14 protein-coding genes are annotated in these 20213 nt (G+C 73.2%); 10 read left to right on the forward strand and 4 right to left on the reverse strand.

The genetic code is table 11. The features are described from left to right. The first annotated feature begins 546 nt into the window (after positions 1–546). Entirely contained in the window at positions 547–2040 is a 1494-nt protein-coding gene (locus EUA98_RS16645; protein ID WP_130103820.1) for a hypothetical protein, read from the forward strand. Positions 2041–2229: 189 nt separating this feature from the next. After that, positions 2230–2778, forward strand: coding sequence for a GtrA family protein (locus EUA98_RS16650; protein WP_130103821.1), 549 nt, complete (start codon positions 2230–2232; stop codon positions 2776–2778). Between the two features lie 77 nt (positions 2779–2855). On the opposite strand, the gene EUA98_RS16655 is transcribed toward EUA98_RS16650, so the two are convergent. Both EUA98_RS16655 and EUA98_RS16660 read right to left on the reverse strand, forming a co-directional pair. Next, positions 2856–4190 (reverse strand): ATP-binding protein, encoded by a 1335-nt coding sequence (locus tag EUA98_RS16655; RefSeq protein WP_130103822.1) that lies wholly within the window; start codon positions 4188–4190, stop codon positions 2856–2858. A gap of 4 nt (positions 4191–4194) precedes the next feature. Continuing rightward, positions 4195–4887: a response regulator transcription factor gene (locus EUA98_RS16660; protein ID WP_130103823.1), complete on the reverse strand. Its 693-nt coding sequence runs from the start codon at positions 4885–4887 to the stop codon at positions 4195–4197. Positions 4888–5075: 188 nt separating this feature from the next. On the opposite strand from EUA98_RS16660, the gene EUA98_RS16665 reads away from it, so the two are divergent. The 5 genes from EUA98_RS16665 to EUA98_RS16685 all read left to right on the forward strand — a co-directional run bounded on the left by EUA98_RS16665 (position 5076) and on the right by EUA98_RS16685 (position 15254). Continuing rightward, positions 5076–6284, forward strand: a complete 1209-nt coding sequence (locus EUA98_RS16665; protein WP_130103824.1) for a sensor histidine kinase — start codon at positions 5076–5078, stop codon at positions 6282–6284. A 79-nt stretch (positions 6285–6363) separates the two neighbouring features. Next, entirely contained in the window at positions 6364–7119 is a 756-nt protein-coding gene (locus EUA98_RS16670) for a response regulator (RefSeq protein ID WP_242511625.1), read from the forward strand. A gap of 297 nt (positions 7120–7416) precedes the next feature. Further along, positions 7417–8238 carry an ABC transporter ATP-binding protein gene (locus tag EUA98_RS16675; protein WP_130103837.1) on the forward strand — a complete coding sequence of 274 codons (822 nt, stop codon included), beginning with the start codon at positions 7417–7419 and terminating at the stop codon, positions 8236–8238. Positions 8239–8261: 23 nt separating this feature from the next. Next, positions 8262–10898: an ABC transporter permease gene (locus tag EUA98_RS16680; protein ID WP_242511627.1), complete on the forward strand. Its 2637-nt coding sequence runs from the start codon at positions 8262–8264 to the stop codon at positions 10896–10898. Between the two features lie 96 nt (positions 10899–10994). Further along, the gene (locus EUA98_RS16685; RefSeq protein ID WP_130103826.1) at positions 10995–15254 is read left to right on the forward strand and encodes an FtsK/SpoIIIE domain-containing protein; all 4260 of its coding nucleotides are present in this window, start codon (positions 10995–10997) and stop codon (positions 15252–15254) included. 76 nt (positions 15255–15330) lie between these two features. Here EUA98_RS16685 and EUA98_RS16690 read toward each other — a convergent pair whose 3' ends face one another. Beyond that, complete coding sequence (locus EUA98_RS16690) at positions 15331–15795, reverse strand: hypothetical protein (protein WP_242511629.1); 465 nt, start codon at positions 15793–15795, stop codon at positions 15331–15333. Between the two features lie 225 nt (positions 15796–16020). On the opposite strand from EUA98_RS16690, the gene EUA98_RS16695 reads away from it, so the two are divergent. Beyond that, complete coding sequence (locus EUA98_RS16695; protein WP_130103827.1) at positions 16021–16269, forward strand: WhiB family transcriptional regulator; 249 nt, start codon at positions 16021–16023, stop codon at positions 16267–16269. 120 nt (positions 16270–16389) lie between these two features. Here the strand turns inward: EUA98_RS16695 and EUA98_RS16700 are convergent, their stop codons facing one another. Further along, the gene (locus EUA98_RS16700; RefSeq protein ID WP_434063504.1) at positions 16390–17853 is read right to left on the reverse strand and encodes a sensor histidine kinase; all 1464 of its coding nucleotides are present in this window, start codon (positions 17851–17853) and stop codon (positions 16390–16392) included. Between the two features lie 220 nt (positions 17854–18073). On the opposite strand from EUA98_RS16700, the gene EUA98_RS16705 reads away from it, so the two are divergent. After that, positions 18074–18589: a DUF2505 domain-containing protein gene (locus EUA98_RS16705; RefSeq protein WP_130103828.1), complete on the forward strand. Its 516-nt coding sequence runs from the start codon at positions 18074–18076 to the stop codon at positions 18587–18589. Positions 18590–18893: 304 nt separating this feature from the next. After that, the gene (locus EUA98_RS16710) at positions 18894–20198 is read left to right on the forward strand and encodes an ABC transporter substrate-binding protein (protein ID WP_130103829.1); all 1305 of its coding nucleotides are present in this window, start codon (positions 18894–18896) and stop codon (positions 20196–20198) included. Positions 20199–20213 lie beyond the last annotated feature (15 nt).

Here is a 20213-nt window from a genome sequence, read left to right on the forward strand (position 1 = left end):
ACCACGCCACCGTCGTGGTCACCAGCGGCGACTCCTACCGCATGCGCGAGTCCCGCCAACCCCGAGGAGGCCACCCCGTCAGCGCCTAGAAAATCCGCAAGGGGTGGGGACTTTTACTTGGCCACCAGCGGGGACTTCCACTTGGCCATTGACACCCTGCACTGCCGAGCACTCTTTGGAGGCGGAGACCAGCGGCTGTCCCGCTTTGGACCACTCATCGAGAGGCCTGAACGCGGAACACCGCCCGACCGCCTCGCCGGGGTGACGCTGGCCGGCTCGCAGCAGCGGTGCTCGCCCGCGCATCAAACGCCTCCTCGAATCCCACGTAGGAAGAGAGCCGTCGCAGTGCATGGCCTTGGCCGTGTCTGGCAGGACGGACGGTCGCCGGTCGGCATCGCGTGCCGGACGAACAACGCGCTGGAACCGAGGGCCTTGCCCTCGGTTCCGGCGCGGCCACGTATACTCCCGGCCGACATGGAGCACTGGTCTTCGTGCCGCCCCAGGTCCCTCCCGGCGCTTGGGGACATGGGGGCGGAAGGGTATGCGATGGTCGGCGCAGACATTTCGGATAGCACGCTTGTCCAGAAGACCCCCGCACCGCCGTCTGCGTTCGGCCTGCCGCTTGAGGGTGGCCGCCAAGCCACGGTTCGTGCCGTTCTGTGCACACTTGGCGTACTACTCGCCCATTTTCGCCCCTGGCAGGGTGGGCTCGTCGAGGAGCTCGGCATCTTGTTGGCCTGGCAGGGCCAGGGTTTCTCGGCCTACACGGCACCCGCATCGATCCAGGGCACGCTCGGCCGTCCGCTCCATCTGCTCCCGGCCTACGTCTCCCTGGAGATCTCACAAGGAGGCTATGCGGGGCTCTACGGAGCTCTAGCACTTGCTGCCCTTGCGCAACTCCTCCTGGTCGTGTGGGGACTACGACCGACAGGGGCGTCGTCGCAGGTCCGGTGGTTCGTTGCTCTTGCTCTCGCACTGCACCCGTGGTGGATCGGCGGTTTCACCCTGCGCTTTCTCCCTGCCCAAGTCGCGATCGCACTGTGCGCCCTCTGGCTCGGCGCGACCGTGCGGTTCGGTGCCGGTGGCGGACGGCGATGGCTGGTCGTGGCGTACTTTTCACTCCTCGCCGCCCTCCTCCACTACCAGGCGCCAGCATTCGGGGTCCTACTCGGAACTGCAGCGCTCATCGTTGTCCTGCGGTGGCCGGTGCGCCGCGCAGCGGGTGTTGCCGCCGTAGCGCTGGCCGCCGTCGCGACGAGCGGTGCTTGGGCCCTCGTGTTCGCCCCCCGAATCGCAGCAACGTACGAAGCGGCGATCATCGATGCGTACGACATCGCGCCGTCGGCGGCTGTCACAACCGCTTACAAGACGGTCTTGCTTCACTCCCCGAGCCTCCTCCTGCTGCTGGTCGGAGTCGGCCTGGTGGTCCTTTCACTCGGCTTCAGCCAGGTACTCACGCCAGGTCGCGCGTGGCTGTTGCTGGTCATGATCGCTGGAACCCCGGGCGCAGCGCTGATCTTCTACCCGAGCTCCTTCCACCTCGCCAGCGCCGAACACGTCCAACTCGCCGTTGGACTGGGCGGTTGGCTGGTCCTTGCGGCTCTAGCAGTCAGCATCACCCAGCGCCCCCGGCTCGCCCTCGTCGTGGCCGCGACTCTTGCCGCGGCCGGGCTGGCTGGCGGGGTGTTCGGATATGCGCACTGGGGGCGCCTTGCCCTCGAGCAGCACAGCCTGGTTGAAGCGGCGGTCGATATGCGAGATTCGCTGAAGTCGGACCAGGTGCTCATCGCAGCGGACCGGACCGGGTACTACGGCAGCCTCTACCTCTTCCCTCCGCCCCACCTCGACATCGCCGTCCAACTCCACGACGGCCCCGGTCCTGAGGTGATCTTGTGCACGCCCGCCGACATCGTGCGTCAGCCCGGCCTAGCTACACCGGACTGCGCTGCCGTGATGGACAGGGCCACCGCCTCGTTCCTCGGCACTGAGGAGATGGAGAGGGGGCCCGTGGACTTCTACGCGGTCCAGCGTGCGAGCTGAGCGCTAATTGTCGCGCCGAACAGGCAAGGGCGCCCGAATCGTAGACCCGCCAGTTGAAGGAGGTTCCTCGTTGAGGTGGATACAGGCGAGGTCGAAACCGACAGGGGACACCCTCATTTGCCCCAAGGGAGCAATCGGCGCCGCGTGGCCGCGTTCTTCTGCCTCGGAGCGCCGCAGTATCCTGACCCGATGAGCACCCCGGCCACAGGCCCAACGCCGCGGCTGCTCGACCGCACGCTCCGTGTCTTCGGCGCCCGGATCCGCCTCGGCGAGATCGCTCGCTTCTGGTCGGTCGGTTTCACGGCGGGGGTCATCGACCTCAGCTCGTTCAACCTGCTGCGCTACGGCCCGGGCGAGCTGCTCGGCGACAGCCCCCTGACCGCCAAGGTGGTCAGCGTCGGGCTGTCGACGGTCGTGGCCTGGCTCGGCAGCCGGTACTGGACGTTCGCCGACCGGCGCACCGATGACCGCCGCCGCGAGCTCGTGACGTTCACCCTGGTCAATGCCGGCGGGCTGGCGGTCGCCGTCAGCTGCCTGGCGTTCTCGCACTACGTGCTGAACCTGACCTCGCCGGTCGCGGACAACATCTCGGCGAACGTCATCGGGCTCATCCTGGGCACGATCTTCCGGTACACCTTCTACCGGCGGGTGGTCTTCGTCGGCACGCCCGACGAGCTCCTGCGCGTCGCTGCCGCTGCGGCGGCCATGCCGGCTGTGGCCACACCAGCCGCCGTCTGAGTCACCGCCGCACTACCCCGCGCCGCCGTCTGAGTCACCGCCGCACTACCCCGCGCCGCCCTCAGCCCGCGCCGCCCTCAGCCCTGACGACGACGCCGCCGGCGCACCTTGTCCGTCGACACCCGCGACCCGCGCGGCAGCACCACGTCAGGGTCGAGCGCCTTCGGCACCCCGGCCAGGAACACCGCGAACACGGCCGGCCGACGCTGCGCGAGCTCGATCCGGCCGCCGTCGGCCGCGACCAGGTCGCGCGCGAGCGACAGCCCGAGCCCGGTGCCGTTGCCCGACGTCGTGCCGCGCTCGAAGATGTGCGGCGCGAGCTCGTCGGGCACCCCGTCGCCCTCGTCCGCGACCTCGACCACCATGGCGCCGCTCGCGCCACTGGGACGCGAGCGGACGGTCGTGCGCCCATCGCCGTGCTTGAGCGAGTTCTCGATGAGGGTCGCGAGCGCCTGAGCGAGGGCGCCCGGGGTGGCCAGCACCTGGACGTCGTCGGGCACCTCGAAGACGAGCTCACGCCCGGCGGCGGCGAACGTCGGCGCCCACTCCTCCTCCTGCTGGCGGGTGACCTCGAGGAGGTGCACCGCCTCGGTCGTGCCGCCGGCCGTGCGCCGCGAGCGGCCCAGCAGATCGTCGACGACCGTCACCAGGCGCTCGACCTGCTCCAGCGCGATCCGGGCCTCCTCGCGGACCTCGGGCTTCTCGCTCGCGTACGCGATCTCCTCCAGCCGCATGGACAGCGCCGTCAGCGGGGTGCGCAGCTGGTGGGAGGCGTCCGAGGCGAACTGCCGCTCGGCGGCGAGCCGGCCGGCCATCCGGTCCGAGCTGCGCGCGAGCTCCGCGGCGACCAGGTCGATCTCCTCGACCCCCGACGGTTCCAGGCGCGGGCGCACCTGGCCCGAACCGAGCTGTTCGGCCGACGCCGCCAGGTAGACCAGCGGCGCCGCCAGCCGGTTCGCCTGCCACATCGCCATCGCGATCCCGGCGCCGAACGCGATCACCGCCGCGACGACCACCAGCCCGACGATCTGCGAGCTCAGCCAGAACACGTCCCACCAGGAGATCGTGAGGATCACGACGGCGCCCGTGGCGGCGGTCGCCTGGGCCGACAGCGACCTGCCCTCGATCGGGTCGCCGGCCGCGAGCCGTGACCCGTTCGAGCGGATGACCAACACCGACGCGGGTAACGAGTTCATCCCGCCCGTATACGTGTCGAGCATCCCCTCGGTCATGGGGATGTCACGCGAGGCGCGGAAGTCGATCGTCGAGGCGAGGTTCGACGCGCGGGTCTCGAGCTCGCGCAGCTCGTTGTCGCGCGCGTACTGCGCACCCAGGAACGCCAGCGGAAAACCGAGCAGGACGACGGCGACCGTGACCGCCGCGATCGTCGCCTGCAGAACGCGGCGGCGCATAGAGCTAGGCCACCGCGTGCTCGCCGGTCTCGAACCGGAAGCCCATCCCCCGGACCGTGCTCACGTAGCGGGGGGCGTTCGCGTCGTCGCCGAGCTTGCGCCGCAGCCAGGACACGTGCATGTCGAGGGTCTTGGTGGAGCCCGACGGGTCGGTGCCCCAGACCTCGCGCATGAGCGTCTCGCGCGACACGACCGTGCCGGAGGCGGCCACCAGGACGCGCAGCAGGTCGAACTCCTTGGCGGTGAGGTGCAGCTCGCGCTCGCCCTGGAACGCGCGGTGCGCGGCGACGTCGATGCGGACGTTCTGCGCCTGCAGGTCGTCCTCGTCGACGGGGTCGCCGTGCGAGCGGCGCAGCAGCGCCCGGACCCGCGCGAGCAGCTCGGCGAGCCGGAAGGGCTTGGTGACGTAGTCGTCGGCGCCGGCGTCGAGCCCGACGACGAGGTCGACCTCGTCGGCGCGGGCCGTGAGCACGAGCACCGGGGTCGTCAGACCCTGGTTCCGGATGGCCCGAGCGACGTCAAGGCCGTCCATGTCAGGCAGGCCGAGGTCGAGCACGACCAGGTCCGCGCTTGAGGCGTGGTCGATCGCTCCTTGACCGGTTCCTTGCACAACTACGTCATAGCCTTCACGGCTCAGGGCGCGCGCCAAAGGTTCGGCAATCGCAGGGTCGTCTTCAGCCAGCAGTACCTGGGTCATTTCGCCATGCTAGGTCACGAGGCCCCATCCCGCCGAACAATCGGCATCTGGAGATTTCGCCGGGCGCGGTGAGCGCCCCCACACCACCACAGACCGGGCAGCTGCACCCCCGGGGGGAGGCCGGACCGACCCCCGATCCCCCCGCGGGGCGACGTGGACCACCCCGTCGGGTGCCTAGGCTGACCGCCATGGGTTGGTGGGAGCGGTCGAACCGCTGGTTCGACGCGCACGTCCTCGGTCTCGACGTGGTCGCCGCCGGGTTGTTGATGCTGTTCTGCCTGCCCACCGCGACGAACCTCGACGGCTCGTCCCGGGGCGCCGTCGTCCCCTGGGCCCTGGCGGTCATCGCCCCGCTGGCCCTGCGCCGGACCCGTCCGGTCGGCTCCGCGGTCGCGGTCTTCGCCGTCGGCCTGGTCCATCTCCTGGCCGGACACCCCCTGATCTTCCCGGCCGACATCGCCGTGCTCGTCGCGCTCTACTCCGTCACCGTCTACGGCCCGCGGTGGGCCCACCGCACCGCGATCGCCGGCGCGCTGGTCGGTTCGGTCCTGCTCGCCGTCACGCTGCTGGTGGGCGGCGAGATGGGCTCGATCCTCGGGCTGTGGCTGTTCGCGTCGGTCACCGCGCTCGCCGTGTGGTCTTTCGGGCTCGTGCGGCGGGCGCGGTACGAGACGCTCAACGCGCTGCGTGACCGGGCCGAGCGGCTCGAGGTCGAGCGCGGCCAGCAGGCCCAGATCGCGACGGCGGCCGAGCGGTCACGGATCGCGCGCGAGATGCACGACATCATCGCCCACTCGCTGTCGGTGATCATCGCCCAGGCCGACGGCGGCCGCTATGCCGCCGACGCCGACCCGGCCGCGGCCGCGCGGTCGCTCGACACGATCGCCGAGACCGGGCGGGCCGCGCTCGCCGACGTGCGCCGCCTGCTGGGCGTGCTGCGCGTGGGCGACGGCTCGACCTCGTCGGAGCTCCTCCCCCAGCCGGACGCGGCGGACCTCGAACAGCTCGTCGAGCAGATGCGCGCCAGCGGGATGCGCGTGTCGTTCGCCCGGATGGGCGCCGCGCGCACGCTGCCGCCCGGCGCCGGCATGGTCGCCTACCGGATCTGCCAGGAGTCGCTCACCAACGTCCTCAAGCACGCCGGCCCCGACCCGGGCGTCACCGTGCTCGTCAAGTGGCTGCCTGCGTCCCTCGTGCTCGAGGTGTCCGACGACGGGCGCGGGGCGGCCGCGACCTCCGACGGGCGCGGGCAGGGGCTCGTCGGGATGCGGGAACGCGCCGCGATGTTCGGCGGGTCGGTCGCGGCCGGGCCGCGTGCCGGTGGCGGGTTCCAGGTGCACGTCGACCTGCCCATGCCGGGCGCACCGGCCGGCGACGTCGTGGCGGTCGCCTCGTGACGCACCACCCCCTCCGCGCCCCGACCCACGACGTCGCCGACAGACCCGACCTGCCCGCCCCGAACCGAAGGACGATCTCGTGACCTCGCTCCCCTCCGCCGTCGGCGCCTCGCGCTCGTCGGCCGCGCCGATCCGCGTCGCACTCGTCGACGACCAGCAGCTCGTGCGGGCCGGGTTCCGGATGGTGATCGACTCCCAGCCGGACCTGCGCGTCGTCGTTGAGGCGGGCGACGGCGAGGAGGCCGTCCGGCTGCTGACCCGGAGCGCGACGGCCCTCGGCGAGCCGGTCGACATCGTGCTCATGGACGTGCGCATGCCGCGGCTAGACGGGCTCGCGGCCACCGCCCAGCTGACCGCCGCCGCGGCCGCAGGCAAGACCGTGCCGCGGGTCATCGTGCTGACGACGTTCGACCTCGACGAGTACGTGCTGGCGGCGATCCGGGCCGGGGCGAGCGGGTTCCTGCTCAAGGACGCGCTGCCCGAGGAGATGCTCACCGCGATCCGCACCGTCCACGCCGGCGACGCGGTCATCGCGCCGTCGAGCACGCGCCGGCTGCTCGAACACCTCAGCGCGACCCTGCCGGTCCCGCCCGCGCCGGATGCGCCGCCGTCGGCCGCCGAGGTCGCGCTCGCCCACCTCACCGACCGCGAGCGCGAGGTGCTCGTGCTGATCGCGCGCGGCCGGTCGAACACCGAGATCGGGCAGGACCTGTTCGTCGCCGAGGCCACGGTCAAGACGCACGTCGGCCGGATCCTGGCCAAGCTCGCGGTACGCGACCGGGTCCAGGCCGTCGTCTTCGCCTACGAGACCGGGCTGGTCCACCCGAGCGTCTAGCCTCCCGCCCCCGCCCGGCGCGAGTTTCCAGAGGATTCCGCGCACTCTTCGCGCCGATTCCTCGGGAAACTCACCACTTCGGGCGGGGGGCTGGGGGGAGGGCCTGGCGCTCGGGGTGGTCCCGGGGGATGACGTCGGGAGGGCCCGCGGGGCGATGTGGCGGCGGGGGTCGGCTCCGTAGCGTCGAGGACGTTCCCCGTTGCCGAAGCCCAGGAGTATGTCGTGGACCGCACCGTCCAGCCCGCCGAGTCCCCCGCCGCCGCCCCCCGACAGGCCGTCGCGCGGCCGAAGCTCTCGCTGCCGGCCGACCCCCGATCTGCCGCGACGCCGCCGGCCGCGCGGGCTCGGGCGCTCAGCAAGGTCTACGGCACCGGGGAGGCCACGGTGCGCGCGCTCGACGCCGTCGACATCGACTTCGCCGCGGGCGCGTTCACCGCGATCATGGGCCCGTCGGGTTCGGGCAAGTCCACGCTCATGCACCTGCTCGCCGGGCTCGACACCGCGTCGTCGGGCCAGGCCTTCCTCGGAGCGACCGAGATCACCGGCCTGGACGACGGCGCCCTGACCCGGCTGCGGCGGGACCGCGTCGGCTTTGTGTTCCAACAGTTCAACCTGCTGCCGATGTTCACCGCCGAGCAGAACATCCTGCTGCCGCTCGAGCTGGCGGGCCTGCCGCGGGAGGCCCGGGCCCGGGCCGCCGCGAAGGCCGCGTCACGGGAGTGGTTCGACACGTTGGTGGCGACGCTCGGGCTCGCCGACCGGCTCACGCACCGCCCGGCCGAGCTCTCCGGCGGTCAGCAGCAGCGCGTCGCCATCGCCCGTGCGCTGATCGCCAAGCCCGACGTGGTGTTCGCCGACGAGCCGACCGGCAACCTCGACTCCCGCTCCGGCGCGGAGGTGCTGAGCTTCCTGCGGCGTTCGGTGCGCGAGCTCGGCCGCACGGTCATCATGGTCACGCACGACCCGGCGGCCGCCGCGTACGCCGACCGCGTGGTGCTGCTCGCGGACGGCGCGATCGCCGGCGACATCTCCGAGCCGACGCCCGAGTCGGTGCTGGCCGGGCTCGACGCCCTGCGCTCGCTCGACGGCAGCGTCCTCGACACCGCGGCGGCCCGCTGATGTGGCGTCTCACGCTCGCCCAGATGCGCCGGAGCCTCGGTCGGCTGACGGCGGCCGGGCTGGCCATCGTCATCGGGACCGCGTTCGTCGCGGCGACCCTCATCGCCGGCGGAGTCATCACCCGCACCAGCTACGACGCCGTGTCAGCGTCGTACGCCGATGCCGACCTCGTGGCCACCTCCGAGGGCGGACTCACCGCCGCCGACCTCGCGACCCTGCGGGACACCCCCGGCGTCGAGGCCCTCGACGGTCGCCGGTCGCTGCGGGTCGAGCTCGTCTCGGGGCCCCAGCGCGCGGTTCCCGAGGTCGCCGCGGTCGCCTCCGATCCCCGGCTCGAGGCCCAGGAGCTCGTCTCCGGCGCCTTCCCGACCGCCGTCGGCGAGGTCGCCGTACCCGGGCCGATGGCCGAGCGGCTCGGCGTCGGGGTCGGTGACCCGCTCACCGCCAGCCGCCAGGTCTGGACCCCCGACGCCGCCCAGGATCCCGCGACCGGGACGGACCCGGAGGAGCCGGCGGGGACCTGGACGAACGTCCCGGAGGAGCTCACCGTCGTCGGTCTGCTCTCCGACCCGGCGGGGGCGTTCGCCGAGTCCGGCGGCGCGGTCCTCGTCGTGGCCGACGACGCCGATCGGTGGGCCGCGCAGGACGCCACTGGCAGCGTGGTGGGCAGCTCGGGCGACGTCGCGACGGCGACCTTCACTCGCGCCGTCATCGCGCTGACCGACGGCGCCGACGTCGGGCAGGTGACGGCGGCCCTCGAGGCCACCGCCCCCGAGGGCACCACGATCCGCACCAAGGACGACGAGGCCGCCGCGAAGGTGTCCGAGCTGACCAACGGGTCCGACATCCTCACCACGATCGTGCTCGGCTTCGCGGCGATCGCGCTGCTGGTCGCGGCCCTGGTCATCTCGAACACGTTCCAGGTGCTCATCGCCCAGCGCACCCGCGCTCTCGCGCTGCTGCGCTGCGTCGGTGCGGACAAGCGTCAGCTGCGCCGCTCGGTGCTCCAGGAGGCCGGCCTCCTCGGTCTCGCCTCCTCCGCGCTCGGGCTCGCGCTCGGGGTCGGGCTCGCGCAGGTCACCCTCAGCGTGCTCGGCCGGATGAACTCCGGCGTGCCGCTGCCGCCCACCGTGTCGATCACGTCGGCCGTGGTGCTCGCCCCGCTCGTGGTCGGCACGCTGGTGACCGTGATGGCGGCACTCGCCCCGGCCCGGGCCGCCACCAAGGTCGCGCCGCTCGCCGCGCTGCGTCCGGCCGACGCACCGACGCTCGCGCACCGCCGCAGCCTGCCGCGGCTGGTGCTGGCCGTGCTCCTGACCGTCGTGGGGGCCGCGCTGCTCGGGCTGGCGGTCGTCGTCGGGCAATCGAGCGACGCGTTCCTCGCGCTCGGGATCGGGGTGCTCGGCGGCATCCTGTCGTTCGTGGGCGTGCTCGTCGGCGCCGTGTTCTGGGTGCCGCGAGTCGTCGGTGCCGCCGGGCGCCTGCTCGCCACCCGCAGCATGGCCGCGAAGCTCGCCGCCGCAAACACGGTGCGCAACCCGCGCCGGACCGCGGCGACCAGCGCAGCCCTGCTGATCGGGGTCACGCTCGTCGCCATGATGAGCACCGGGGCCGCGAGCACGCGGACCACGCTCGACGGCGCGCTCGACGACCAGTTCCCGGTGGACGTCGCGATCAGCCGCGACGCCCCCGCGGTGGCGGCCGACGGCACGACGTCGGACCCGGTCACCCCGGCCCTCGTGGCGACCGTCGCGGACGTGCCCGGGGTCATCGAGACGGTCGCCCTGCGCGACCTGTTCGTGCAGCTCGAGTTCGGCGGTGCCACCGAGTGGACGGACGCGTTCGCGATCGACCCGGCCGCGGCCGGTGCGGTCCTGCGCGCGCCGTCGATGATGGCCGGCCTCGACGACTCGACCGCCGTCCTGTCCTCCGGCATCGCGGAACGTCTCGGGATCTCGGCCGGCGACCGGGTCACGCTCACCCCCGAGCTCGTCGGACCCGACGGTGTCACCGCCGCCACCGGCGAGCCGGTCGAGCTCACCGCGGTGCTGACCGACCTGCCCGGCGGCGTGGCGTTCACCCCGGGCGCTCTCGCCCGCACGGGCGCCGACCTGCCGACCAACCAGGTCTGGGCCCGGCTGGCCGACTCGAACGATGCGTCCACGGTCGTGCCCGCGATCGAGGACGCACTGTCCGAAACCGCGGTGCAGATCGCCGGCGCGGCCGTCGAGCGCGCGATGTTCCAGCGGATCATCGACACCCTGCTCGCGGTGGTGGTCGGACTGCTCGGCGTCGCGGTGGTGATCGCGCTCATCGGGGTCGCGAACACGCTGTCGCTGTCCGTGCTCGAACGGCGACGTGAATCGGCCACGCTCCGCGCGATCGGGCTCTCCCGCCGCCAGCTGCGGGCGATGCTCGCGATCGAGGGGATGCTCATCGCCGGGGTGGGAGCGGTCATCGGCGCCGTGCTCGGCACGCTGTACGGCTGGGCGGGCGTGGCCACCCTGGTGGGTTCCATGGGCGAGGTGCGGCTCGACGTGCCGTGGGGCCAGCTCGGGCTGGTCGTGCTCGTGGCGCTGGTCGCCGGTCTGCTCGCCTCGGTGATCCCCGGGCGCGCGGCGGCGCGCACCTCGCCGGTGGCGGCCCTCGCGGTGGACTGACCGCGAACCGACCGGCGGGCCTGTGGAACCGGGGTTGCTCCCCCGGCGCCCGGGCCCGCCGGTCGTCGTCGGCCCGGGGCCGGGAACGCTGCCGGGATGCGTCTCACCCTGGCCGGCGCCGCCGGCTCGCCCGACGTCGATCTCGATGTGCCCGACGACGCTCGGCTCGGCGACCTGCGCCCGCATCTCGCCGCGGTGACCGGCCGCGTCGAGCTCGCCGACGACGCCACCGTGCTGACCGCCGACGGGACCGTCCTCGAGGCGGACCAGCTCACCGGGCAGGTCCCGCTGCTCGCGGGCGCGGTGCTGCGCGTGGGGATCGGCCCGGCGGACGCCGCCCGGCTCGCGCTGCGAGCGAACTGGCACATCGCGGTGGTGCAGGGACCGGACAGCGGGGCGTTGTGGGCCCTCGACCAGCCGCTCGTCGTCGGCCGCGCCGGTGAGCTCGCGATCGAGGACGGCGGGATCTCCCGCCGCCACCTCGAGCTGACGGTCGGGCGATCGGGTCCGCGCGCGCGGGACCTCGGATCGAGCAACGGGACCGTGCGCCTGCCCGCGCGCCGCCGCGGGACCGACCGGCTTCGCCGTCGGGCCCGACGCCTCCCGCGGTCGCGGCATGCCGCGGTGCGCCTGCGGGACGGCGACCGGCTGACCCTCGGCGCGACGGTGCTCGAGGTCCGCCGCCGCGGGTCCGAGCCCACCGCTCCCCCGAAGCACGCTCCGGCGCCCCCGGCACGGGCGCGGGCGCCGGGTGCCGGACCGCGCTCGTCCCCGGTCCCGGCTGCCGCCGGGCGGCACCCGCGAAGCCCGGCGGGACTGTCACCGGCCACCTGGCTCGGACCGGCGATCGGGTCCCTCGTGCTGGCGCTGAGCACCGGCAACCGGATCCTGCTCGTGCTCGCGCTGCTCGGCCCGGGGGTGGTCGCCTGGCCGCTCCTGCGCGAGCGCGTAGCCGGCGGCGGGGATCAGCCGCTGCGGCGACGGCTCTCGGGACGTCCGCGCGAGGGTCGGGCGTTCGGTGGCCCGGTCGCACCCGACGTCGTGCCGTCCCCGGCCGACCTCGCGACCTGGGCGGTGCGCCTGCTGACCGGGACCCGACCGGCCGGTCTGCCGGTGGGACCGGGGTTCTCGCTGCGCACCCTCGCCCCGGACGGGTGCCTGGCCGTGGTCGGACCACGACCGCTGGCCCTGGCCGCCGCGCGCGCCCTGCTCGCCGCCGCCGTGCCGCTCGAGGCAATGCCACCCGAGGCAGCGTCACCCGAGGCAGCGCCGCTCGCGACCGCCGCGTTCCCCGGTGCCGGCGCCGTCGTCGTCGTCCGCGCACCGCCCGGCCGCGGCGAGGACTGGGACTGGTGTCGCTGGCTCGCGTCGCCCGACACCACGCCGCTGCTGGTCGGCGACGAGCCTCGCGGCGACGTGCGGGTCGAGCTCGCACGCCGGTGGTCCGGGGGGCACGGATCCGAGGTCCTGGTCGTCGAGTCCGACCGCGCCGGCGTGCCGCCCTGGTGCCGGACCGTGCTGACGATCCGGCCCGGGAGCGGTCCGGCGATCCTCGAGCTCCCGGACGGTTCCGCGAAGGCCGTGCCGCTGAGCGGGGTCTCGGTCGCGTGGGCGCACGCGCAGGCCCGGCGGGTGGCGGCGCTGCACCACCGGGGGCCGGCCCCGTCGCACGACGGACCACCGGCGGCGGTCGCCCTCGCGGAGCTGCCGGGCGTCCCCGCGCCGCGCGGGTCGGCCGTGGCAGCCAGCTGGTCGGCCACCCGCACGGGTTCGGGCGACGGCTTGGCGTTCTGCCTCGGGATGGGTCCGCGGGGGTCGCCGGTGGTGCTCGACCTGGTCCGGGACGGGCCGCACGCGCTCGTCGCCGGCACGACCGGAGCAGGCAAGTCCGAGCTGTTGCAGTCGATGCTGCTCTCGCTCGCGCTCACGCACTCACCCGCCGATCTGGCGATCGCGCTCATCGACTACAAGGGAGGTGCCAGCTTCGGGGTGTGCGCGGACCTGCCGCACGTCGTCGGGCAGGTCACGGACCTCGACCACGCCCTGGCCGCACGCGCGCTGATCGGGCTGCAGGCAGAGCTGCGCAGCCGGGAGCGGATCCTGGCCGCCGCCGGGGTGAGCGATCTGGCGGCCCTGCGGGCGCGCCACCGCCGGACCTCCGGCGATCCGGACACACCGGTGCCACCATCGCGTCTGCTCGTCGTGGTCGACGAGTTCCGCGCCCTGACCGAGGAGCTGCCGACCTTCATCCCCGGCCTGCTGCGCGTCGCCGCCCAGGGGCGGTCGCTCGGCATCCACCTCGTGCTGGCGACCCAACGACCGGCGGGGGCGGTCGGCGCCGACCTGCGCGCCAACCTCGCGCTGCGGATCGCTCTGCGGGTGACCGACGCCGCCGACTCCCTGGACGTCATCGACGCACCGGACGCCGCCGGGATCCCCGCGGCGCTGCCCGGCCGGGCGATCGTGCGCCGGGGCGCGGCGCCCCCCGAGTCGATCCAGGTCGCGCACGCCGACGGCGTCCCCGGCGGCCTCGCCCGTGCGGTTCGGCTCGCGCCGCCCTGGCGCCCCGCGGGCCCACCCGAGGCGGACCCGACCGCGGCCGGCGTCGCGGTCGCCGGTCCCGCCGCGCCCGCCCGCGCATTCGTCGACGCCGCCTGCGCGGCGGCCCTGGACACGGCCGTGCCACGACCGCAGCCACCCTGGCTGCCACCGCTGCCGGATCGCGTCACCGCGACGGATCTCGACCGTGCCGGCGCGGTCCACCTCCCCGCCAGCGGATCGCCCGTCCGGCCCGACGGGTCTCCCGTCCCACCCACCGGGTTCCCCCTCGCGCTCGGCGGGTTCCCCCTCGCGCTCGCCGATGTGCCCGCCGAGCAGCGGCGCTCGGTCGTCACCTGGGAACCGAGGGCCGGGCACCTGCTCGTGGTCGGCGCACCGGGCTCGGGGCGAAGCCGCACCCTGCACACGGTCGCGTGCGCGGCTCTGGAGCGCGGCTGGCACGTGCACGCGGTCGGGCTCCCGGACCTGCTGGTCGGTGGCGTGGCGGACCACCCCGGCTGGGGCACCGTCGTGGGTCCGGACGACCCTCGACGGCTCGCCCGGCTCATCACCCTGCTCGCCGCCCCGCACCTCACCCCGCTCGGCGCCCGGCTCGGCGCCCGGCCACACCGCGACGAGCACGCACCGAGAGGCCAGGACGGCGTTCCCGGGCACCTGCTCATGATCGACGGGCTGGAGGCGACCGTGGCCGCGTTGGCCGGGATCGCCCGCGGCGCCGGCGCCGACCGGCTCATCGAGCTGCTGCGCGGCGGGCGCGAGCGCGGCGTCGCCGTCGTCGCCACGGCGACCGGGTCGGTCCCCGGGCCGGTGGCGGCCCACTTCACCGACCGGCTGGTGCTCGCGGTCGGGGACCGTCTGGCCGAGGATCTCGCTGGGATCCCGCCCGACCTGGTCGGCGCGCGGCGAGGACCAGGACGCGCGGTCCGCCTGGCACCCGCCGGTTCCGGCGTCGCGGCGGGCGACCCGCCGGCGGTGCTGTGCCAGGTGGCCCTCGCGGAGCCCCCGGTCGCGCCGCCGGGGAGCCGGGTCCCGGTCGCCTGGCGCCTGGCCGCGCTACCCAGCCGCGTCGGCAGGTCGGACCTGCCCGCTGCGCACCCGCCTGCGCCCACACCCGGCGCCAACCCGCTCGGCGCACCGGCGGGCAGCGTGGTGATCGGGCTCGGCGGGGACGACGCCGGCCCGGTTCGCCTCGACTCGTCCCCCGGCGCGCTCGTCGTCGGCCCACCGGGGTCGGGCCGGTCCACGGTGCTGGCTGTCATCGCGGCGGCGCTGCACGAGGGAGGCCGCCCGGTCGCGGTGATCGCCCGCGACGGCCCCCTGCGCACGTTCGGTGACACCGCCGCGCCGGACCGCACGGTCGGATTCGGCCCGGTGGCGGTCGCCCGGCTGCTCGACGGCCTGCCCGCACGGACCGCGATACTCATCGACGACCTGGAGACGCTCGAGCAGCAGTCCCCGGGGACGGACGAGCGGCTCGCCACCCTCGTGAGCGCCGGCGCTGCGGGCCGGGGCTCCCATTCGACCGCCGCCGGCGTGATCGACACCACGGGGGTGAGCGTGATCGCGTCGGCGACGACGGCCCGCGCCGCGATCGCGTACCGGGGCACGCTGGGCGCGCTGCGGGGGCTGCGCCGCGGCGTCGTGCTCACCCCGGGCGAACCGGGCAGCAACGAGGTGCTCGGGGTCGGCCTCGACTGGGTGGTCGACCCGGCACGGCCGCACGCACCCGGACGGGGAGCGGTCCAGCACGGACGGCACCTGGTCGCCGTCCAGGTGCTCGATCCGGAGATCTCATGACCCGGGCGGTCGGTTCACTCGACCCGGAGTTCCGGAGATCTCGTGCCCCGGCGCGCGCCATGACCCGGCGGGCGGCTCAGGTGGCCGGGGAACCGCCGTCGTCGGGCCGGTGACCGCGATCCGACGTCGCCGCCACCACCGAGGGCACGAGCAGCGCAACCCCGACGAGCAGCGCACTGGCGAGCACCGCGACCGCCCAACCGGTCGGCTCGGCGCCGAGCCAGCCGACCGACATCGCGATCAGCAGGATCTGCCAGGTGATCACCGGCGACCGGGCCCACCGACGACCCCGGTACAGGGCCCGTGCGGCGGTGAGCAGGATCGCAGCGATCCCGAGGGCGAACAGCACGAGAAAGACCGTCGCCCCGGGCACCTGGCTCGCGCCACTCACGAGGTCCGTGATCCACGCGATCGCGAGTCCGACGAGCACGGCGGCCTGCAGCAGGACCAGGAGGCACGCCACCGCGAGCACGATCGGTCGGCGTCCCGAGGCGTCCGGTGACGTCGGGACGGGGTCGGGGCGGCGGGCGGAAGACGGCATCGATCGAGCCTACGACGCCCTCCGAACAGCATGCCGAGGTAATGATGTGACGAACGCCTCGGGCGAACGGGGAGAAAAGAGACCGTCGACCCTTGTATACCGGTAGTGCAGGGGGGAACCTGTTCAGAGCCGTGCCTTCAGCCCGTCCCACCCATTCGTCGTATCCACGTGTCTTTGAGCTGTGCCCAGCCATGGGCTGCTCGCCCCCCCTGCCTAGGAGAAGTTATGGATTGGCGCCACCGCGCTGCATGCCTGGAAGAAGACCCCGAGCTCTTCTTCCCGATCGGGAACACCGGCCCTGCGCTGGCCCAGATCGAACAGGCCAAGGCCGTCTGCAACCGTTGTCCGGTCGTCGACACCTGCCTGAAGTGGGCGCTCGAGTCCGGCCAGGACGCCGGCGTGTGGGGCGGCTTGTCCGAGGACGAGCGCCGCGCGCTGAAGCGACGCACCGCACGCCAGCGCCGCGCGAGCTGATCGCACCGCACCACCGGCGCACGCGCTACCCCAGCGCACGCACCTGACGCCCGCGTCACACGGCCCCGACGGTTTCCCGTCGGGGCCTGCGTCATGCTAGGGGCCGCCGGCGAACCGGTCTCAGACCGGGTCGCGCAGCGTGACGTGCAGCACGACCTGCGTGCCACCGCCGTCGCGCGGCAGCCACTCGATGGTGCCGCGCAGCTCGTTCGTCACGAGCGTCAGGACGATCTGCGTGCCGAGCCCGGTACCGGCGCCCTTGTCGGGAGCCATGCCCACGCCGTCGTCCTCCACGACGACCTGGAGCTCCTGACCGTCGCGCTGCGCGCGGATCTGGACGGTGCCACCCTCGGTCGAGCCCAACCCGTGCTCGACGGCATTCGTCACCAGCTCGGTCAGCACGAGCGCGAGCGCTGTCGCGTCCGCCGCCGGGACGAGCCCGAAGGCGCCGGTCGTCACGGTGTGCACCGGCCCACCGGCGGAGGCGACGTCGGCCGCCATCCGCAGGCTGCGCCCCACGAGCACGTCGAACGGCACGGTCTCGTCGAGGGTCTGCGACAGCGTCTCGTGCACCAGCGCGATGGTGGCGACGCGGCGCATGGCCTCCTCGAGGGCGGCCCGCGCCTCGGGCGACTCGAGCCGTCGCGCCTGCAGGCGCAGCAGGGCTGCGACGGTCTGCAGGTTGTTCTTCACCCGGTGGTGGATCTCGCGGATCGTCGCGTCCTTGGTGATGAGCTCGCGCTCGCGGCGGCGCAGCTCCGACACGTCGCGGCACAGCAGCACCGCGCCGGTGCGCTGCCCGTTCTCGGTGAGCGGCACCGCGCGCAGCGACAGGCAGACCCCGCGGGTCTCGATGTCCGTGCGCCACGGGGCCCGACCCATGACCACGAGCGGCATCGACTCGTCGACCGGCATCTTCTGCTCGAGGTGCTTGGTGGTGACCTCGATCAGCGAGCGGCCGACCAACGATCCGAGCACCCCCAACCGGTGGAAGGCGCTCAGCGCGTTCGGGCTGGCGTAGAGGACCTCACCCTCGGAGTTCAACCGGATCAGCCCGTCCCCGACCCGGGGAGCGCCGCGCCGCGACCCTGTGGCGGAGTTGCGCAGCGGGAACTCCCCGCGCGCGATCATGCCCATGAGGTCGTCGGCGGCCTCGACGTAGTTCAGCTCGAGCCGGCTGGGCGTGCGCGCCCCACCGAGGTTGGTCTGCCGGGCGACGACGGCGATCGCACGCCCGTTGCGCACGACCGGGACCGCCTCCTCGCGCACCGCATAGGAGCCGAACCACCGCGGCTCGCGGGACCGCTGCGGGCGTACCTCGGTCAGGGCCTGCTGCAGCTGGGCGCGCTGACCCTCCGGGGCGTGCGCACCGACGATGTCGTCGTAGTGCACTGTCGCGCCGGTGCTCGGGCGACACTGCCCGATCGCGACGAAGTCGCCCTCCTTCGTCGGCAGCCAGAGGACCAGGTCCGCGAACGCGAGGTCGGAGATGACCTGCCAGTCGCCGATCAGCAGGTGCAGCCATTCCACCTCGGCCGCCTCGAGCTCGGAGTTCGTGGCAACCAGATCGCTCAACGTAGGCACGGGGGTCAGCCTAATGCGGCCTGCCGGACCCCTGGAGAACCCCCCGAGCACGCTCCGAGCACCCCCGTTCCCGCCTCCCGCCGTGTGAACCCGACGCCGAAAGCGCCCGGCGGCACCCGGCGGACCACCACCTTCGATAAACTCCCCCTTTCACCAGGTCCCCCGCGGGGGCATCGCGGCCGGCGCACGACCGGGCGCGGGCGAAGGAGGCCGAGTCCAGGTGTTCGTTCAAGTAGAGCTCCGTTACCGGGCCACGGTCCCGACCGTGGCCGCGATGCTGTCTGACCCCGCGTACGGGCGGTCACGCGTCGCGGCGGGCGGCGCCACCGCGAACCACATCGAGATCATCGGCGACTCCGACGGCGCCTTCACCGTGACGACCCGCCGGTCCATGCCCACCGATCAGATCCCCGCCAACATCCGGGCGTTCGTCGGCACCAGCCTCGAGGTACGGCAGATCGAGGCCTGGGAGGCCCCGCAGGGGGACGCTCGCCGCGGCACGGTCGTGGTGGAGATCGCCGGTGCGCCCGTTCGGCTCACCGGCACCACGAGCCTCGTGCACGACGGCGTGCACGGTGCCGTGCTCACCTATGCCGGCGAGGTCAAGGCCGGCGTCCCGCTCTTCGGTGCGGCGATCGAGGACGCCGCCGCCCGGGCGGTCCGCTCGGCACTGGAGGCCGAGCAGCAGTCCGGGAACGACTGGCTGGCCCGCCACCCCGAGGGCGAAACCGTCTGATCTGCGCGGCGTCGGCCCGGTCGACCCGGGGGTCGACGCGAGGCAAAAAGAGCACGGCCGCGTAACGATTTCGTAACGCCGAATTGCGCCGCAACGCTGTGACCTGCGACGGGACTCGCGTGGGAGCGCTACCACGCCCATCTGCCCGCCCCGGGCCTTGACACTCCCGGTCGACAAGACCACTCTTCAACCACACCCGTGGGAGCGCTACCACCGCTGCCGGTGGGAGCGTTTCCATCACCCGATCACCCGAACAACCAAGAGCACGGCGAGGACGCCGTGCCAAACTGACAAGGGAGTCATTGTGCGCAAGAACAGCAAGCTCTGGGCACTCGCAGCGGGGGTCACGGGCATTGCCCTCCTCGCCACCGGATGCGCCTCAGACAGCCCGGCCGACGACGAGACCACGGCGGCGAGCAGTGACGAGAAGATCACCCTCACCGTCGCGACGTTCAACGAGTTCGGGTACGAGGACCTGATCAAGGAGTACACGGAGCTCAACCCGAACATCACGGTCGAGCAGAAGAAGGCCGCGACCTCCAACGAGGCCCGCGACAACATGACCACGCGTCTCGCGGCTGGCTCCGGCCTGTCGGACGTCGAAGCCATCGAGGTCGACTGGCTCCCCGAGCTCATGCAGTACCCGGACAAGTTCGTCGACCTGACTGACGCGGACATCGCCGACCGCTGGCTCGAGTGGAAGACCGCTCAGGCCACCACCGAAGACGGCACGCTCATCGCGTACGGCACGGACATCGGCCCGGAGGGCGTCTGCTACCGCTCCGACCTGTTCGCCGCTGCCGGTCTGCCGACCGACCGCGCCGAGGTTGCCACTCTCCTCGGGGGCGACAGCGCCACCTGGGAGGACTACTTCAACGTGGGCAAGCAGTTCACCGCTGCCGGCACCGGCACGCCGTGGATGGACTCCGCGGGCGCCACGTACCAGGGCATGATCAACCAGGTCGAGAACGCCTACGAGGAGTCCGACGGCACGATCATCGCCGCCGACAACCCCGAGGTCCGCGACATCTACGACACCGTCCTCACTGCCTCCACCACCGACGGGCTCTCCGCCCACCTCGGCCAGTGGAGCGACGACTGGACCGCGTCCTTCCAGAACAACGGCTTCGCGACGATGCTCTGCCCCGGGTGGATGCTCGGTGTCATCTCGGGCAACGCTGAGGGCGTCACCGGCTGGGACATCGCCGATGTCTTCCCCGGCGGCGGCGGCAACTGGGGCGGTTCGTTCCTGACCGTTCCGGCCCAGGGCAAGCACCCGGTCGAGGCTCAGGCCCTGGCCAACTGGCTCACCGCACCCGAGCAGCAGATCAAGGCGTTCGTCGCCAAGGGCACGTTCCCGAGCCAGACCGAGGCCCTCACGAGCCCCGACCTGCTCGGTGTGACCAACGACTTCTTCAACGGTGCCAAGACCGGCGAGATCCTCGCCAACCGTGCCGAGGCCGTCACGATCGCCCCGTTCAAGGGCGCGAACTACTTCGCGATCAACGACGCGATGCAGAAGGCCCTGACCCGCGTGGACGTCGACAAGACCGACGACGCCAACTCCTCGTGGGACAAGTTCATCACTGAGGTGAACACGCTCGGCTAAGCAGTCCCGCATGCT

The organism is Pengzhenrongella frigida (genome assembly GCF_004168625.1).
Classification (GTDB): domain Bacteria; phylum Actinomycetota; class Actinomycetes; order Actinomycetales; family Cellulomonadaceae; genus Pengzhenrongella; species Pengzhenrongella frigida.

Excerpts from the sequence above, each read along its gene's own strand:
- EUA98_RS16645 (WP_130103820.1), top strand. The coding sequence starts at position 547 with ATGGTCGGCGCAGACATTTCGGATAGCACGCTTGTCCAGAAGACCCCC.
- EUA98_RS16650 (WP_130103821.1), top strand. The coding sequence starts at position 2,230 with ATGAGCACCCCGGCCACAGGCCCAACGCCGCGGCTGCTCGACCGCACG.
- EUA98_RS16655 (WP_130103822.1), bottom strand. The coding sequence starts at position 4,190 with ATGCGCCGCCGCGTTCTGCAGGCGACGATCGCGGCGGTCACGGTCGCC.
- EUA98_RS16660 (WP_130103823.1), bottom strand. The coding sequence starts at position 4,887 with ATGACCCAGGTACTGCTGGCTGAAGACGACCCTGCGATTGCCGAACCT.
- EUA98_RS16665 (WP_130103824.1), top strand. The coding sequence starts at position 5,076 with ATGGGTTGGTGGGAGCGGTCGAACCGCTGGTTCGACGCGCACGTCCTC.
- EUA98_RS16680 (WP_242511627.1), top strand. The coding sequence starts at position 8,262 with ATGCGCCGGAGCCTCGGTCGGCTGACGGCGGCCGGGCTGGCCATCGTC.
- EUA98_RS16685 (WP_130103826.1), top strand. The coding sequence starts at position 10,995 with ATGCGTCTCACCCTGGCCGGCGCCGCCGGCTCGCCCGACGTCGATCTC.
- EUA98_RS16690 (WP_242511629.1), bottom strand. The coding sequence starts at position 15,795 with ATGCCGTCTTCCGCCCGCCGCCCCGACCCCGTCCCGACGTCACCGGAC.
- EUA98_RS16695 (WP_130103827.1), top strand. The coding sequence starts at position 16,021 with ATGGATTGGCGCCACCGCGCTGCATGCCTGGAAGAAGACCCCGAGCTC.